General features: G+C 65.9%; 13 protein-coding genes. 8 read left to right on the top strand and 5 right to left on the bottom strand.

The features are described from left to right. Positions 1-143 precede the first annotated feature (143 nt). The 4 genes from AAFG16_RS01490 to AAFG16_RS01475 are packed head-to-tail and all read left to right on the top strand — an operon-like array spanning position 144 to position 4,842. Positions 144-1,073 (top strand): efflux RND transporter periplasmic adaptor subunit, encoded by a 930-nt coding sequence (locus AAFG16_RS01490; protein ID WP_283083254.1) that lies wholly within the window; start codon positions 144-146, stop codon positions 1,071-1,073. After that, positions 1,073-4,222, top strand: a complete 3,150-nt coding sequence (locus tag AAFG16_RS01485; RefSeq protein ID WP_342736752.1) for an efflux RND transporter permease subunit — start codon at positions 1,073-1,075, stop codon at positions 4,220-4,222. The genes AAFG16_RS01490 and AAFG16_RS01485 overlap by 1 nt, the downstream gene beginning before the upstream one ends. A gap of 30 nt (positions 4,223-4,252) precedes the next feature. Further along, complete coding sequence (locus tag AAFG16_RS01480) at positions 4,253-4,561, top strand: hypothetical protein (protein WP_283083252.1); 309 nt, start codon at positions 4,253-4,255, stop codon at positions 4,559-4,561. Further along, positions 4,558-4,842, top strand: coding sequence for a type II toxin-antitoxin system RelE/ParE family toxin (locus AAFG16_RS01475; RefSeq protein ID WP_342736750.1), 285 nt, complete (start codon positions 4,558-4,560; stop codon positions 4,840-4,842). Before AAFG16_RS01480 ends, AAFG16_RS01475 begins: the two co-directional genes overlap by 4 nt. A gap of 5 nt (positions 4,843-4,847) precedes the next feature. On the opposite strand, the gene AAFG16_RS01470 is transcribed toward AAFG16_RS01475, so the two are convergent. After that, a complete protein-coding gene (locus AAFG16_RS01470) occupies positions 4,848-5,522 on the bottom strand; it encodes a Crp/Fnr family transcriptional regulator (RefSeq protein ID WP_235541835.1) in 675 nt (224 codons plus the stop codon). 223 nt (positions 5,523-5,745) lie between these two features. Between AAFG16_RS01470 and AAFG16_RS01465 the strand changes: the two genes are divergently transcribed. From AAFG16_RS01465 to AAFG16_RS01455, 3 genes are all read left to right on the top strand, one after another. Continuing rightward, complete coding sequence (locus AAFG16_RS01465) at positions 5,746-7,818, top strand: AsmA family protein (RefSeq protein WP_342736747.1); 2,073 nt, start codon at positions 5,746-5,748, stop codon at positions 7,816-7,818. A gap of 254 nt (positions 7,819-8,072) precedes the next feature. After that, positions 8,073-10,520: an adenylate/guanylate cyclase domain-containing protein gene (locus AAFG16_RS01460; RefSeq protein ID WP_342736745.1), complete on the top strand. Its 2,448-nt coding sequence runs from the start codon at positions 8,073-8,075 to the stop codon at positions 10,518-10,520. A gap of 265 nt (positions 10,521-10,785) precedes the next feature. After that, a complete protein-coding gene (locus tag AAFG16_RS01455; RefSeq protein ID WP_342736743.1) occupies positions 10,786-11,613 on the top strand; it encodes a hypothetical protein in 828 nt (275 codons plus the stop codon). Positions 11,614-11,689: 76 nt separating this feature from the next. Here the strand turns inward: AAFG16_RS01455 and AAFG16_RS01450 are convergent, their stop codons facing one another. The 4 genes from AAFG16_RS01450 to AAFG16_RS01435 all read right to left on the bottom strand — a co-directional run bounded on the left by AAFG16_RS01450 (position 11,690) and on the right by AAFG16_RS01435 (position 14,847). Further along, positions 11,690-12,091 carry a PIN domain-containing protein gene (locus AAFG16_RS01450; protein ID WP_342736741.1) on the bottom strand — a complete coding sequence of 134 codons (402 nt, stop codon included), beginning with the start codon at positions 12,089-12,091 and terminating at the stop codon, positions 11,690-11,692. Further along, positions 12,088-12,318 (bottom strand): AbrB/MazE/SpoVT family DNA-binding domain-containing protein, encoded by a 231-nt coding sequence (locus tag AAFG16_RS01445; RefSeq protein WP_283083245.1) that lies wholly within the window; start codon positions 12,316-12,318, stop codon positions 12,088-12,090. Before AAFG16_RS01445 ends, AAFG16_RS01450 begins: the two co-directional genes overlap by 4 nt. A 77-nt stretch (positions 12,319-12,395) precedes the next feature. Beyond that, positions 12,396-13,673, bottom strand: a complete 1,278-nt coding sequence (locus AAFG16_RS01440; RefSeq protein ID WP_342741098.1) for a Spy/CpxP family protein refolding chaperone — start codon at positions 13,671-13,673, stop codon at positions 12,396-12,398. Between the two features lie 145 nt (positions 13,674-13,818). Beyond that, entirely contained in the window at positions 13,819-14,847 is a 1,029-nt protein-coding gene (locus AAFG16_RS01435; RefSeq protein ID WP_342736738.1) for a LysM peptidoglycan-binding domain-containing protein, read from the bottom strand. Between the two features lie 170 nt (positions 14,848-15,017). Here AAFG16_RS01435 and AAFG16_RS01430 point away from each other — a divergent pair, with 170 nt between their 5' ends. After that, a complete protein-coding gene (locus tag AAFG16_RS01430; protein WP_342736736.1) occupies positions 15,018-15,713 on the top strand; it encodes a hypothetical protein in 696 nt (231 codons plus the stop codon). Positions 15,714-15,733 lie beyond the last annotated feature (20 nt).

Below are 15,733 nucleotides of genomic sequence, written 5' to 3'. Positions count from 1 at the left end.
TTGCAAAGACCCGTCGTGATGTGGTGTAAAGTCTTGCTTCCGAAGCGCGTCCCGCAGCCTTGCGGGACGCCGCTTTATTTCAGGGAAACGCTCTTCATAGGCCTCGCGCGGATGGCCGTGAGCCAGGCCAGGACAATCCGGCGATGAACGTCTCCGAATATCTCAAACCTGCCGGAACCGTGTTGTTCGTCGTCGTGCTCGGTGTCGGCTATTATCTGTTCGAGCATCGGCATCGCCCCGAGGCGAAGGAAACGCCGGGCGAGGCGCTCGTCATCGTGACGAAATCGACCAATGCCTGCTTCTCCGACCTCGTGCGGGTGACCGGCTTCTTCGTGCCGCGCCGCGAGGCCGTGGTCGTCGCCGACCAGGAAGGCTCCAGGGTCACCGACGTCTTCGTCACCGAAGGCACTGTCGTCACCGAGAACCAGGAGCTCGCGCGCCTGACGCCGCCGCCGCAGATACCGGGGCAACCGCAGCGGCCCGGGCCGCAAGGCCCGATCTCGCTGAAGGCGCCCGCGCCGGGCCTCGTCACCGAGGTCCGCACCATCGTCGGCGCGCCCGCCTCGCCGCAGGCCGGCCCGATGTTCCGCATCGCCGTCAACAACGAGATCGAACTGGATGCGCAGGTCCCGGCCGTGCACATGCCCAAGCTCAGCCCGGGCGCTACGGTGCGCATCAGCCGCGACGACGCACCCGATCTGATCGGCCGGGTCCGCCTGGTTGCGCCCGAGATCGATCGCGCCACCCAGCTCGGCCGCGTCCGCATCAGCGTCACCAACAATCCTTCGCTGAAGGTCGGCGTATTCGCCCGCGCCTCCATCGATGCCAAGCGAAGCTGCGGCGTCGCGGTTCCCAAGACCGCGATCGACCATCTCACCGTGCAGGTCGTCAAAGGCAACATTGTCGAGACGCGCAAGGTGCGGGTCGGGTTGACGTCCGACACCGCGACGGAAATCCTGGAAGGTCTCGAGGTCGGCGAGATCGTCGTGGCCGATGCCGGCTCTTCGCTGCATGACGGCGACCAGATCAAGACCATGTTCGCCGATGAACTCGATCGCACGCGGGTACGCTGATGGCTCTCAATATTTCGGCATGGTCGATCCGTAATCCGCTGCCGTCGGTGGTCTTTTCGATCATCCTTCTGATTCTCGGCTGGGTCTCCTTCACCAAGCTCGCGGTGACGCGGCTGCCCTCGGCCGACATTCCCGTGATCTCGGTTGCGGTCTCGCAGTTCGGGGCGGCGCCCGCCGAGCTCGAATCCCAGGTCACCAAGACCATTGAAGACGCGGTCTCGGGCGTCGAGGGCGTGCGGCATATCACCTCGTCGATCACCGACGGCCTGTCGCTGACCACGATCCAGTTCGCGCTGGAGACCAACACCGACCGCGCTCTCAACGACGTCAAGGACGCAGTGACGCGCGTGCGCTCCAACCTGCCCCAGAACGTCACCGAGCCGCTGATCCAGCGCGTCGACGTGATCGGCCTGCCGATCGTCACCTACGCCGCGATCGCACCCGGCAAGACGCCGGAGCAGCTGTCTTATTTCGTCGACGACGTGGTCAAGCGCGCGCTGCAAGGCGTGCGCGGCGTCGCCCAGGTCGAGCGCATCGGCGGTGTCGAGCGCGAGATCCTGGTTTCACTCGATCCCGACCGGCTCCAGGCCATGGGACTCACCGCCGTCAATGTCAGCCAGAGCCTGCGCGGCACCAATGTCGACGTCGCCGGCGGCCGCGCCGAGATCGGCAAGAACGACCAGGCGATCCGCACCCTGGCCGGCGCCAAGACTCTGAGCGACCTCGCCGGCACCATGATCCCGCTGTTCGGCGGCGGCGAGGTCCGGCTCGACGATCTCGGCACCGTCACCGACACCATCGCCGACCGCCGCACCTTCGCCCGCTTCAACGGCGAGCCGGTGGTCGCACTCGGCATCAAGCGCTCCAAGGGCGCCAGCGACGTGGTGGTCGCCGCCGCCGTGCAGAAGCGCATCGACGCGCTCAAGGCCGCCTATCCCGAGGTCGACCTCAAGCTGATCGACACCTCGGTCGAATTCACCAAGGGCAATTACGAGGCGGCGATCTCGACCCTGTTCGAAGGCGCCATCCTCGCCGTCGTCATCGTGCTGCTGTTCCTGCGCGATTTGCGCGCGACCATCATCGCCGCGATCTCGCTGCCGCTGTCGATCTTCCCGGCGTTCTGGGTGATGGACATCCTCGGCTTCTCGCTCAACCTCGTCAGCTTCCTCGCCATCACGCTGTCGACAGGTATCCTGGTCGACGACGCCATCGTCGAGATCGAGAACATCGTGCGGCACATGAACATGGGCAAGTCGCCCTATCGTGCTGCACTGGAAGCCGCCGACGAGATCGGCCTCGCCGTGATCGCGATCTCGCTCACCATCATCGCGATCTTCGCGCCTGCGAGCTTCATGTCGGGCATCGCCGGACAGTTCTTCAAGCAGTTCGGCATCACCGTCTCGGTGCAGGTGTTCTTCTCGCTGCTCGCCGCGCGTTTCGTGACGCCGATGCTGGCGGCCTACTTCCTCAAGCATCACGCGCACAACGAGCCGCCGCCCGGCCGTATCCTGCGGACCTACCACAGCATCGTGTCGTGGTCGGTGAAGCACTATTTCATCACCGTGCTGATCGGCTTCGGCATCTTCGCCGCCTCGATCTGGAGCATCACGCTGTTGCCGCAGGGCTTCCTGCCGGCGCAGGACAGCGCGCGCTCGCTGCTCGCCCTCGAGCTGCCGCCGGGCACCCAGCTCGCCTACACCGAAAAGGTCACCGAGGACATCGTCGCCCGCCTGCGCAAGCGGCCGGAGGTGAAAAGCATCTTCGTCGACGGCGGCCGCGTGCCGCCGGGGACCCAGGAAGTCCGGCGCGCCGCCCTGATCATCAACTACACGCCCAAGAACGACCGCGACATCACCCAGCGCGAGCTCGAATTCTCGATCAGCCAGGAGCTGGAGAACGTTCCCGATATCCGCTTCTGGTTCCTGGACGAGAACGGCCTGCGCGCGATCTCGCTGGTCGTGACCGGCGTCGACGCCAACATCGTCAACAACGTCGCGAGCGAGCTTGCGACGCAGATGAAGCGGATTCCGACCATCTCCAACGTGATCTCGGAAACCGCACTGGAGCGGCCCGAGTTGCGCATCGAGCCGCGCGCCGATCTCGCCGCGCGTCTCGGCGTCTCCACGGAAAGCCTGTCGCAGACCATCCGTGTCGCCACCATCGGCGACGTCGGACCCGCACTCGCCAAGTTCGACGTCGGCGACCGCCTGGTGCCGATCCGCGTCCAGCTCGAGGACGCCGCGCGCGGCAATCTCAAGACGCTGGAGCAATTGCGTGTGCCGCTCGGCGAGCATGGCGAGAAGGGCGGCGTGCCGCTCTCGGTGATCGCCGACGTCAAGCTCGACCAGGGCCCGACCAGCATCAACCGCTACGATCGTGAGCGGCAGGCCACCGTCGCCGCCGACCTCGTCGGCTCCGCAGCTCTCGGCGATGCCACCAAGAAGATCTACGAACTGCCGGTGATGAAAAGCCTGCCGAAGGGCGTGAAGGTCTCACCGTCCGGCGATGCCGAAAGCCTCAACGAGCTCTCCGACGGCTTTGCCACGGCGATCACGGCCGGCCTGATGATGGTCTACGCGGTGCTGGTGCTGCTGTTCGGCACCTTCCTGCAGCCGATCACCATCCTGTTCTCGCTGCCGCTGTCGATCGGCGGCGCGATCGCGGCCCTGCTCGTCACCGGCAAGCAGCTGACGACGCCGGTCTGGATCGGCATCCTGATGCTGATGGGCATTGTCACCAAGAACGCCATCATGCTGGTGGAGTTCGCGATCGAGGCGATCAACGGCGGCAAGCCGCGCGACGAGGCGATGATCGACGCCGGCATGAAGCGCGCCCGTCCGATCGTGATGACCACGATCGCGATGGCCGCCGGCATGATGCCGAGCGCGCTCGCGGTCGGCGCCGGCGGCGAGTTCCGTTCGCCGATGGCGCTGGCGGTGATCGGCGGCCTGATCTTCTCGACCATCCTGTCGCTGGTGTTCGTGCCCGCGATGTTCATGGTGATGGACGATCTCGGCGCGCTGATCTGGCGCTTCGGTAAGCGGCTGATCGTGCACAGCGAGGATGCCGAGACGGTTAGTCATCACGGGTCCGCACCGGCGGATGCGGCGCCGGCGCCGAAGAACATCGTGCACCCGGCGGCGGAGTAGATAGTTTCCCCGTGGGCTCGACACACGCAGATGAAGTGTTATCTTCAGAAGATGAACCTCGTAAGCCGCACTCTTGAAATCGACGCCGATACCGACGCCCGTCTCAGGGAGATTGCTTCTGAGCGCGGGAAGGACGTTGCAACGGTGCTCGCCGAGGCCGTCGCGTTGCTGGATTCGGTTATCGACCTTTCAGGCCCGGATCTCGCAGAGGATCGCGGACGCTATGAGGAATTCAAACGCACCGGACTTGCCGTCCCCCTCGACGACGTCAAGGCGTGGGTGGCAAGCTGGGGTTCCGTGAACGAGCTGCCTCGCCCACAACCGCGCAAGATCAGATGATCCTGCTTTCGCCGGCCGCTCTTGAGGATATCGAGCGGCTGCGAAGCTTCCTTGACGCAGTTAATCCCGACGCGGCCACACGTGCCTTGCAATTGATCTGGAAGGCCATCGATCGGCTGTCGGAGTTTCCATCCCTTGGCAAACCGACGCACGAGGACAGCATCCGCCAGATTGTTATCCGGTTCGGTTCATCCGGTTACATCGTGCGGTACGTCATTATTGCCGAGTCGGGCGACATTCTCATCACGCGGCTCTGGCACGGTCGTGAGGAGCGCACTTAGCGCCCCTACTCGTTCCGCGCGATCGCGGTCAGCTTGGTCATGTTCCTCAGCAATATCCGGCCGCGCTGAAGATCGAGGATCGCTTCCTTGCGCCAGGCCTGGAGCTGGCGGTTGACGCTCTCGCGGGCGGCGCCGACGAAGACGCCGAGCTGCTCCTGCGAGATGTGCACCTCGGAGCCGAAATCGGCGGCAAGGGCGCAGAGCCGCCGTGCCAGCCGCACCGGCAGCGGCTGCAACATAGATTCCTCCATGCGCTCGCTCTGCCAGCGGATGCGCTGGCACAAGAGCGCGATGATCTTGATCGCGACCTTGGGCTCGCGCTCGAGGAAGCCGAGGAAATCCTCGCGCCGCAGCACGAACAATTCGCTGGCTTCGCCCGCGGTCGCGTCCGCCGTGCGGCTCTGGCCGTCCAGCACCGCGACCTCGCCGAACAAATCGCCCGGCCCCATGAAATTCAGCGTCAGCCGGCTGCCGTCGGATGCGCCGGTCTCGATACGGACCTGGCCGCGGCGCACGCCGAACAGCGCGTCGCCGGGATCGCCCTTCTGGAACAGCACCTCGCCATTGCCCAGATGCTGGGTGTGGCAGAGATTGGACAGCCGCTGGAGCTCATCCGCGCCGAGGTCGGCGAACATCGCGTTCATCTTCAGGATGACCGCAAATTCGGCCTGCTTGCTCATTTCAATGTCCTTGTGAATCTTTTTGGCAAATCGCTTGGAACCATCAACATCAGGATCGCGTAAAACCGCGCCGAGGAAGTGTGTCATAAGTCACATAACTTTGCAGCTCCCCCAGACTATTTTTGACCGCTTGGAGCCGCTTCCCGTCCCGGGATAAACTCAGGCGCAAAGGACGGATCGGTGGCCGATTTCGACGCCGATGGTCCGCCGCTGGAAAGTCGACATGAGAGCTGTGAAATTCGCCGGCGCGGCGGTGGCCGCCGTCATCATCGTGATCGCACTTCTGCTGGTGGTCGGGGTTCCCTCCGGCTTCCTGACCTCGACGATTACCTCGCGGGTCGAGAGCGCGACCGGCTATCGCCTGTCGATCGACGGCACCACGAAGATCAGCGTTTGGCCGACGCTCAACGTCACGCTGAACGACCTTACGCTCCAGGATCCCAAGGACCGCAGCGGCATCACGCGCCTGACGGTGGATAGCATGCAGGCCGACATGTCGCTGGCCAGCGTATGGTCGGGCCGTCCGAAGATCGGCGAGCTCGTCGTCACCCATCCCGTGCTCTATCAGCCGCTGCTGCGTGAGCGCCTGCCGAATGCCGGCGGCTCGCCCAAGCCGCTCGCGCTCGACACGGGCGGCGCCACCATCGACCGCGTCAAGGTCACCGATGGTGAAGTCGCGTTCTCGCGGCTGCGCGATCGCGTCGAGGGTCGTATCAGCGCCATCAACGCCGATGCCGTCGTCGATCGCGACCGCAAGGTCAACATCACCGGCACCGCGCGCGTCGGCGAGCATCCGACCCGGTTCGACATCAAGGCGACGACGCCGGCCCCGCCGGCCGAGCGGCCAACCATCCCGGTGGATTTCGCCATCGACATGCCCGACGTGCTGAAGTCCCAACTCGCCGGCCATGCCGAGATGCGGCTGAACGGCGACATCGTGATGATCAACGGCGTGAGCGGCAAACTCGGCGACGGCGCTTTCAACGGCTGGGCTTCCGTCGACATCGCGAGCAAGCCGCTGGTCAAGCTCGATCTCGACTTCCAGCGGCTGGCGATTCCGCTGGCGAAATCGCCTGACGGCGCGTCCGGGCGACCCTGGAGCGATGCACCGATCGACGTCTCCGGGCTCAACTACGTCGATGCGCAAATCAGGCTCTCCGCGAACGAGGCCGTGATCGGCGATGCCCGCCTCGCGCCGCTGGCGGTCGATGCGAAACTTGCCGGCGGCGTGTTGAAGGCCGGCACCGCCAATCTCGGCGCCTATGACGGCCAGGTCTCGGGCGAGGTGATCCTGGATGCGACCACCGGCGCGCCGAGCTTTGCCATGCATTCCGACCTCGTCGGCGTGCGCGCGCTGCCGCTGCTCCAGGGCCTTGCCGAATTCGACCGCATCGACGGCAAGCTGCAGGCCAAGCTCGCGCTGCGCAGCGCCGGCACCAGCCAGCGCGCGCTGATGGCGAACATGCAGGGTACGGCCTTCGTCAATTTCCAGGACGGCGCCATCCGCGGCATCAACGTCGCGCAGATGATCCGCTCGCTGACATCGGGCACGCTGTCCGGCTGGCAAGACAACCAGAACAGCAACCAGAACAGCAGCCAGGAGCAGAGCACCGACCTGTCGCAGCTCTCGGCCTCCTTCCGCATCGACAAGGGCCAGGCGGTGACGACCGACCTCAATCTGATCGGGCCGCTCGTCCGCGTGACCGGCGCCGGCACGATCGCACTCGACACCAAGATGATGGGCTTCCGCGTCGAGCCGAAGCTGGTGATGACGACCGAAGGCCAGGGCCGAACCAACGAGCCGGTCGGCTTCGGCATCCCCGTGATGATCCAGGGCAGCTGGTCGCAGCCGAAGATCTATCCTGACATGGCCGGCATGCTCGACAATCCCGAAGCCGCCTATGCCAAGCTGCGCGAGATGGGCAAGGGCCTGTTCGGCCCCGATGGCGCCGGGCTCGGCAATATCCTGGGCAGCCTCGGCCTCGGCGGCACGACCGCGCCGGGTGGCGGCAATGCAGCCGGAAATGCCAATCCGCAACCCCAGCAGCCTGGGCAGAACAATCTGCTCGGCGGCCCCTTGGGCGAGGCGATCGGCAGCCTGATCCAGCAGGGGCTTTCCAGCGGTGCCGGAACAGGTACGGCGACGGGCACCGGCCGCAGCCGCAGCCTGCCGGCAACACCGTCCACGCCGCCACCGCAGGCCTCGCCCGCACCCCCGGCCCTGGAAGACCCGCCGGCGGCGCAGCAGGACAGCCAGCCCATGAACGATGTGCTGCGGCAGCTCTTCAATCGGTGATTGGCGGACCAAGGACGGGACTCCACGTCCCCCCTTACCCGAGCCCGCCATCCGCAGCTTCCTCCGAACGGATGAGGCTGCGACATTTCACCGCCGTTCGAGCAGCCCCGCCGTCCACAACGGGTAACCACACCTGCTGCTCGGCCGGTGCCGGGACGGCCACGGAACGATCCCTTGGCCCAAATTATGGTAGAAGGCTGCCGGGCTGGTACGGCCCGTAGCGCCGGCGTCGATGGCGGCGCAAGAGGATCGGGATGGCAGGGGCGAACGACAAGACACGGTTTCTGCGCGAGGGCCTGTTCGCCAAATATGTCGTCTCCCTCGTCGGCCTCGTCGTGTTCGTCCTCGCCGTCAACGGCGCGATGGAGACCTGGATCTCCTACCGCGCCACCAAGACATCACTGACCGACGGGCTCGAGGACAGGGCGCAGGCCGTCGCCCGGCGCATGGAACAGTCGATCTCCGAGCTCGAGCGCCAGATCAGCTGGGTGACGCGGGCGAGCCAGGACACGCTCGATAAGCGCCGCGCCGACTACTCCCAGCTGCTGCACCAGGTCTCGGTCGTCAATCAGCTGTTCCAGCTCAACGGCGAGGGCCGCGAGGTGCTGCGCGTCTCGCGCCAGTCGGCCACGACCGGTGGCAATGCCGACCTCTCCCGCGACATGCGCTTCACCGACACCGTCGCCCGCGGTGTCAGCTATTCGCCGGCCTATTTCGTCGACCAGCGGCCGATCATGTCGATCTCGGTGGCGCATTCCGGCTTCAATGCCGGCGTCACGGTTGCCGAGATCGATCTCAGCTTCCTCTCCGACTTCCTGTCCGACGCGCAGGTCGGCAAGGCCGCCTTCGCCTATGTCGTCGATCCGCGCGGCCGGGTGCTGGCGACGTCGTCGAAGGGGCCCGACCTCGGCAAGGACCTGTCGAAGCTGCCGCAGGTGGCGGCGGCGATCGCGCCGGGGCGCGAATCCGAAACATCGGGCACCGACTTCAACGGCCAGTCGGTGATGAGCGCCGCGAGCACCGTTCCGAAGCTCGGCTGGAGCGTGCTGTTCGAGCAGCCGACCACGCAGGCCTTGACGCCGATCCGCGACCAGCTGGTGCGCATCGCGCTTTTGATCGGCATGGGCCTGATGGTGGCGATCCTCGCTGGCACGCTGCTCGCCCGCCGCATGATCATTCCGATCACCGCGCTGCGCGACGGCGCGCACAGGCTCGGCGAGGGCGATTTCAGCCACCGCATCGACGTGCACACCTCGGACGAGCTCGAAGACCTCGCCGGCCAGTTCAACCGCATGGCCACCCAGCTCCAGGAGACCTATTCGAACCTGGAGACCAAGGTCGAGGAGCGCACCCGCGACCTCGCTCAGTCGAACCACGAGCTCAAGGTGCTGGAAGAGGTCGGCCGTGCGGTGGCCTCCTCGCTCGATCTCAACGCGGTTCTGCCGACCATTGCCGCCCGCGCGATCGAGATCACCCATGCCGATGCGGTGTTGATCTACGGCTATGACGCCGAACAGCGCCGCTTCAACCTGGTCGAGGCGGGCGGCATCGATCGATCGGCCGAAGGCGCGCATGTCATCATCGACGAGGGCCAGAACATCCTGAGCGATGCCGCCGAGAGCGGCGAGCCGATCGCGATTGCCGATCTCGACGAGGCCGCCGAGCAGCCGTTGCGCGACGCCGCGGTCGAAGCCGGCTTCCACTCGGTGCTGGTGGTGCCGCTGGTGGATCAGCAGGGCACGCTCGGCTCGCTGGTGCTGCTGCGCCGCGCCAGCGGCGCGTTCGCCGCCAGCATCATCGGCCTGATGCGCACCTTCGCCAACCAGGCCGTGCTGGCGATGCGCAATGCGCGGCTGTTCACCGAGGTCGATCACAAGAGCCATGCGCTGGAGACGGCGAACGAGACCGTGCGCGCCCAGGCCGACAAGCTGCGCGTGCAGACCGAGCAGCTCAAGGACTGGAACAAGTCGCTGGAGGAGCGCGTCAGGACCCAGCTCGGCGAGATCGAGCGGATCCGCAAGCTCGAGCGCTTCCTGGCGCCGCAGGTGGCGCAGCTGATCGCCTCCTCCGACAGCCCCGAGGGCCTGCTCACCAGCCAGCGCCGCGAGGTCACGGTCGTGTTCTGCGACCTGCGCGGCTTCACCGCGTTCACGGAAGCGACCGAGCCGGAAGAGGCGATGAACGTGCTGCGCGAATATCACGCGGCGCTGGGCCAGCTCATCTTCAAGTATGAGGGCACGCTCGACAAATATGCCGGCGATGGCGTGATGATCCTGTTCAACGCGCCGATCCAGTTCGAGGACCACACCAAGCGCGCCGTGAAGATGGCGGTCGAGATGCGCGACACCATCGGCCCGCTGACCGAGCGCTGGCGCAACCGCGGGCACAGCCTCGGCTTCGGCATCGGCATCGCGCTCGGCTATGCCACGCTCGGCCAGGTCGGCTTCGAGCAGCGGCTGGAATATGCCGCGATCGGCAGCGTCACCAACCTCGCCTCGCGCCTCTGCAGCGAGGCCAAGCCCAACCAGATCGTGGTCAGCCGCCGCGTCTACGGCATGGTCGAGCCCTGGGTCGAGGCGCGCGCGCTCGACGATCTCCAGCTCAAGGGGTTCAATCACCCGGTGCTGGCGATGGAGATTCTGAGCTGGCGCGAGGAGGTGGAGAACGTCGTGGACGCATCGGTCGCGCGGCGGCGCGGATAGCCGCCGACAATAAATTCGAAAACAACCCCATGCACAGTAGCCAAGGCGCTGGCAGCACAGCAACTTTTCGCCGACCCTGCGGATTTTACGAGATTGCCTTTGACGCGTCGGGCAAAACACCGGCAGAATGGCATCATCCCGTTCTTCCCATCCCGAACCACATCTCGCCTCGTCGCGACTAACCATCGCCTCGGCGTCGAGGCTCAATTCCGATGGGAGACGGCCTGTGGCGTTTGGCTTGCCTTCGCGCGCGTATGATTTGCAGATGCTGGACCGTCCCACTGAGCGGGCGCGCGACCAGGGTTGGGTTTACGGGCTGCCGCCGGGCATCAGTAGCGAGCAATGGCCGCTCGATCCCGTCACCGGCTATCCGCTGATGCACGGTTTCACGCTGCTGCTGCCGGAGGATTATCGCGTGCACGGCGCGGACATCGTCGCGGTGTCGTTCTTTGCCACTGCGCCCGACCACAATGACGGCGGCGCGCCCGATGATCCTGAAATCCGCGAGGCGGTGATGGCGCGCTCCTCGCATCCGCGGCTATCGCGCATGACAGACATTCTCGACTACGAATATGCCGCGCTGCTGCTGACCAAGAATGAGTACGAAGGCGCATTCGCGACGCCGCCGGAGCCGCTTGCGCTGGCGACGGCCGACCGGCCGCGCTGGCTCGATGTCGGCGGCGCCTGCGCTTTCTTCGCGGCCGCCGCGCCTTACGCGAAGAAGATGTTTTCAGCGTCGCCGCGCGCCGATCTCAGCGAGACCCGTGCCATCGCCTTGACCCCGCGCGCGAACGATCCCAATGCCGGCAAGGGGCCGCAGGACGAGTACACCAGGGAAAACCCGCCGACCGGCTATCAGCCCTATTACTACTATGTCGGCGGCGTCCCTGGCCGCGACAATTTCCGCCTGCACGACTGGAGCAAGGACCACGCCCACAACCATCTCGGCGGCACCATGCGGCCCTGCCAGGCGGTGCCGGAGATGAGCCCGTTCTACGTCGAGTTCGAGGAATATTTCGGCGGCTACAATTTCGGCGGCGGCAATGCGCAGCTCGACTTCAGGGACATGAAGTTCGACTGGGCGTGCGGGTGATCACACTCCCCGCTTCGGACCGATCGCCTCGGCCTTCTGCTCGTCGGTCAGATCCGTCTTGAAGTCATCGGACGGGTCACGTGCTGCCAAGAAACGGATTGACGATGGTGAGCCCGCCGATGCTGCCGCCGTGTTGCAGGTCTTCGCTGTAGAGCGTGTCGCAGCCGGCCTCGATCGCCGCGGCGACCATCAGGGCGTCATAGAAGGCGAGCGTGTGGTCGCGCGCGAGCGCAAGCGCCGCAGTGTGCGTGTCCGACGTCAGCGGCACGATGTCTGGAAAGCGGAAGCGCAGAGACTGCACGGCTGCCTCGATCACCGGCCAATCCTGCCTTTGCTTCTTGCGCAGCACGTTGGTGAACTCGTTCAGCACCTGCGCGCTGATGATGCCACCGCCGGCAATCGTCGTCAGCGCCCGCTGCCGCCTTGTGTCCGTTGAGTAGGCGTAGATCAGGATATTGCTGTCGAAGAAAGCACTCACCGCTCGTTCGCTTCGTCGCGGTCGAATTTGTAGTCTTCAGGCAACGGAAACTGGAACTGCTCGACCTGCCGGAGAAATTCTGCGCGCTTGTCAACCTTCTCCACTGCGAGCCGGCCCTTCGAGGCTTCCACCACATTGAGCTCGTCGCCCGGTGAAAGCTTCAGAGCCTCAACGAGTGCCTTGGGCAGCCGAACCGCCAAGCTATTTCCCCATTTGGAAACCAGCACCGGGAAGCTCCATGATATACACCAATTTATGTATATCATAGGCCGGATATCCTCCCGCTTCAAGTCGAGAGGACCGCTCACACCCCCCGCTTCGGTCCGATCGCCTCGAAGGCGGCCTTCTGCTCGTCGGTCAAGTCTGCCTCGAAATCATCGAGCGCATCGCCGACGGCGTTGACTGCCTCCAGCATCGCGCCGAGCCGCGCCTTCACCGCAGCGAGGCGGGCTTGCGGGGTCGCTGCGGATTTCGTCGTGCACGGGCTCAGCGTCTCCATGGTGCGCAGCGTGGTGTCCTGAAGCACGTCGAGGCGTGCGCGGCCGGTGTCGTCGAGCTTGAGCGTCGAGCCGATGTCGGCGGCGGGCCATTGCTGCTGCACGAGCTGCTCGTACTGGCGCTGCATCTGCACATCATAGCGCGGATCGTTGTCGGCCTCGCAGGCGCTTGCCGCCTGCGCATCCTTCTTCTGGCCGGCCGCGAGCGCGGCGCGACGCTCCTGGCCGAGCGCATCGAGCTTTTTCTTCTGGCCGTCGTCGAGCAGGCCCTCGAACTTTGCCAGCGGCGCTGCGACCGCGTCGGTCGCCTTGATCATCGCCGCGACGCGCTCGCGCATCAGGCCGAGGCGCTCCGCTGCGGTCGCGGGCACTCCTGCCGGGCAGGCCGCGCGAATGCTGTCGCGGGCCGCCAGCCAGGCGGCACCGAAATCGTCGAGCGCCATGCGCTGCACTTCGTTCGGCTGCACGGCGGCGACGATGCGATCCATTGGGAAACCAGCGGGATCGCTGGCATCACAGACGTTCTGCGCCGACGGAACCCTGCGCGTGCGCCGGCCTTGCGGCGCGGTATAGGCGGCGAGCTCAGTCGCGGCATAGGGCGCGAAGATCGCGGCATAGATGTCGCCATAACCATAGAGCGAGAGACTGGTCATATCGCCAAGGATGACGGCATTGGCGAGATCGTCCTGCGCGAACGGCCAGAACACCGGGCCGGCCCAGCCATAGCTGCCGTCGGGATGGCGCCACCAGCCCTGCGGACGGCGGCCGCCACGCCAGCCGGACAGCGCAGCTTGCGCCGTGAGCGCCGCACGCAGGATGTAGGGATTGGGTGGCTGACCGCGCTCGGCGCCGCGCGGATCCTGCGATCTCAGCGCGGCGGAGCGGTACCGGCTGCCCCGCACCGCCATGCGGGAGTGGCGCAGCCGCGACATGCCGATCATGTGGCCGACAGCGAAGCGCGCGACGCCGAGCGGACCGCCGCGCAATCCGAACTGCGCCTCAGCTCTACCAGGCAGCAGCACTGCCAGAATCGCGAGGGCCGCGACCGCGAGCGCCGGTCCAATGCGCGATCTCGAAACGACCATCGAACTGACCACTGAGTTGAACACGTCTTGCTTGAACACGTCTTGGCCCTCCTCCAGTGCCAAGCGCGTATCGCGCCGCAAGGACATGACTCAGAGCGGAACCAAAGGTTCCCGCGCGTCGGCGGTCAAAGCGTCGCAGAAATCCTCAGTGCGCCTTCGGCAGCACAAAAGTCTGGCCAGGATAGATCAGGTTCGGATTGTGGATCTTGTCGCGGTTGGCGTTGAAGATCACCGCATAGCGGGAGCCGTCGCCGTAAGCGAGACGGCTGAGCGCCCACAAGCTGTCGCCACGCGAGATCACGCGGCTGCCGCCCGCTTCGGCCGGCGCAGCGTTGAAGACCTCCGCCGGCGAGGCCGATGCGACCGCATTGGCGGCCGGCGCGCGCGCCAGGACCTTCGGCTTCGGCGTCCCCATCAGCCTCGGCCGGGCCGCTGACCTCTCCGGCGCGGAGGCCAGGTGCGGGGCAGCTGACGGCAGCGACGCCACGACATCCGACTTGTCGTCGGGCTTCTCGGCCTGCCTGGCCTCCTGCCGCGCGGCAGGTGCCGGGCGTGCCGGCGGCGGCGCGGCTTCGGCGATGGTCACCGGCATGGTGCGGGCGGACTGCGTGACGGTGCCGTTGGACGCTGTCGCGCGCAGGGTCAGTTCATAGGAGCCGGCCGGAAGCTGCGGCGGGGTCATCACGAACTGGCCCGACGCATCGGCCGTCACGGTGTCGAGCGGCTTGCCGTCGCGCAGCAGCTCGACCTTGGCACCCGGCGTGGCCTGCCCCGCGATCACCGCAGCCTCGCCGTGATCCTCGACGCGCGCGACGTCGAACCGGGGGCCGGCATCGGCCGCGGCCGCCGGCGGCTTGGCCGGGGCGAGTTCGCCGAGTGCCGCGATCTGCTTTTGCGTCTCGGCGAGCGGCGCCGCTGCCTTCGGCGGGACGACCGGTTCCGGGGACGCCGATGGTGCAGGCTGCGTCGCGGCAAGCTTGGACTCATCCGGCCCGGCTTCGGCTTTGGGCTCGACCTTGGATTCAGCCCTGACCTCAGGCTTGGCGGCGACGGCGACCTCGGTCTTCGCGCCGCCCGGCAGCAGCCGGCGCAGCTCGGTGGGGCCGATTACCAGGACGGTGCCACCCAGTGCGAGCAGACAGAACGCAATGAAGGCCTTGGACGCGGTCATCATCGATGCAGAACCTTGGATCGCAAATCAGCCGATGGCAGCAAATTGCGCCGATTTCGCTGCGGCAGCAAGACGGTCGATGGGATGATCACTCTTTCGGATGAACCGGCACGGCCCCGCCGGAGTCCAATGCGCAAGGCCGCAGCGCGGCATTTATTTTAGGGATTTCTTCCGTGACCAGATTTTGCCGCCCCGCGCCATGGCTGGCGCTTGCCCTGTTCCTCGCCGCCTCCCCCGCGCTCGCCGCATCCGGGCCGCCGCCGGGATTCGTCCTCACCGACAATGCCGATCTGGCCTTCACCTCGCCCGACGGCGCCACCAAGCTCGAGCAGTACATGAAGGACAGTGAAGACCTGTTCGGCGTGAAATGGCAGGTCTGGGCGCGACGCGGCGATCAGATGACGGAGCTGAAGCCCGAGCAGGGCTATGGCGCCGGCTTCCGCTTCACCGCCGACTCGCAATGGCTGGTGCGGATGCAGAAGACCGGCTCGGGCTCGCAGGATCTGTTCCTCTACCATGTCGAGAACGGCGCCTTCGTCAACGCGACGAAGAAGTCGCTCAGCGATCTCGCCTGGGCCTATTTTCACAGCCGGCGCGACACCAAGAACATGAAGCTCGACTACCACATCTCGGCCAATCTGATGAAAGGCACCGAAGATGGCTATCGCTGGCTTGGCGTCGACTGGCCCAACAACCGTTACCTCCTGATCTCGCTGTCGGGCGCGATGGACAAGCATCCGAAGAACGTCGCCGTGAAGGGACTGGCGGATTGGACATGCCGCTATGACCTCAAGACCGGCAAGTTCGATGTGCCGCAGATGTTCGCCAAGGGCAACGCGGAGGCGCTGGAGTGGGAGATCAAGCGGTAGGGCCGTTTCGTGACGACGTA

The organism is Bradyrhizobium sp. B117 (assembly GCF_038969555.1).
Taxonomy (GTDB): Bacteria; Pseudomonadota; Alphaproteobacteria; order Rhizobiales; family Xanthobacteraceae; genus Bradyrhizobium.
This window is presented reverse-complemented; position numbering and strand designations above follow the sequence as displayed.

Coding starts and splice junctions, on each gene's coding strand:
- AAFG16_RS01435 (WP_342736738.1), bottom strand. CDS start 14,847: ATGATGACCGCGTCCAAGGCCTTCATTGCGTTCTGTCTGCTCGCACTG.
- AAFG16_RS01490 (WP_283083254.1), top strand. CDS start 144: ATGAACGTCTCCGAATATCTCAAACCTGCCGGAACCGTGTTGTTCGTC.
- AAFG16_RS01465 (WP_342736747.1), top strand. CDS start 5,746: ATGAGAGCTGTGAAATTCGCCGGCGCGGCGGTGGCCGCCGTCATCATC.
- AAFG16_RS01485 (WP_342736752.1), top strand. CDS start 1,073: ATGGCTCTCAATATTTCGGCATGGTCGATCCGTAATCCGCTGCCGTCG.
- AAFG16_RS01455 (WP_342736743.1), top strand. CDS start 10,786: ATGCTGGACCGTCCCACTGAGCGGGCGCGCGACCAGGGTTGGGTTTAC.
- AAFG16_RS01460 (WP_342736745.1), top strand. CDS start 8,073: ATGGCAGGGGCGAACGACAAGACACGGTTTCTGCGCGAGGGCCTGTTC.
- AAFG16_RS01475 (WP_342736750.1), top strand. CDS start 4,558: ATGATCCTGCTTTCGCCGGCCGCTCTTGAGGATATCGAGCGGCTGCGA.
- AAFG16_RS01440 (WP_342741098.1), bottom strand. CDS start 13,673: ATGGTCGTTTCGAGATCGCGCATTGGACCGGCGCTCGCGGTCGCGGCC.
- AAFG16_RS01470 (WP_235541835.1), bottom strand. CDS start 5,522: ATGAGCAAGCAGGCCGAATTTGCGGTCATCCTGAAGATGAACGCGATG.
- AAFG16_RS01480 (WP_283083252.1), top strand. CDS start 4,253: ATGAAGTGTTATCTTCAGAAGATGAACCTCGTAAGCCGCACTCTTGAA.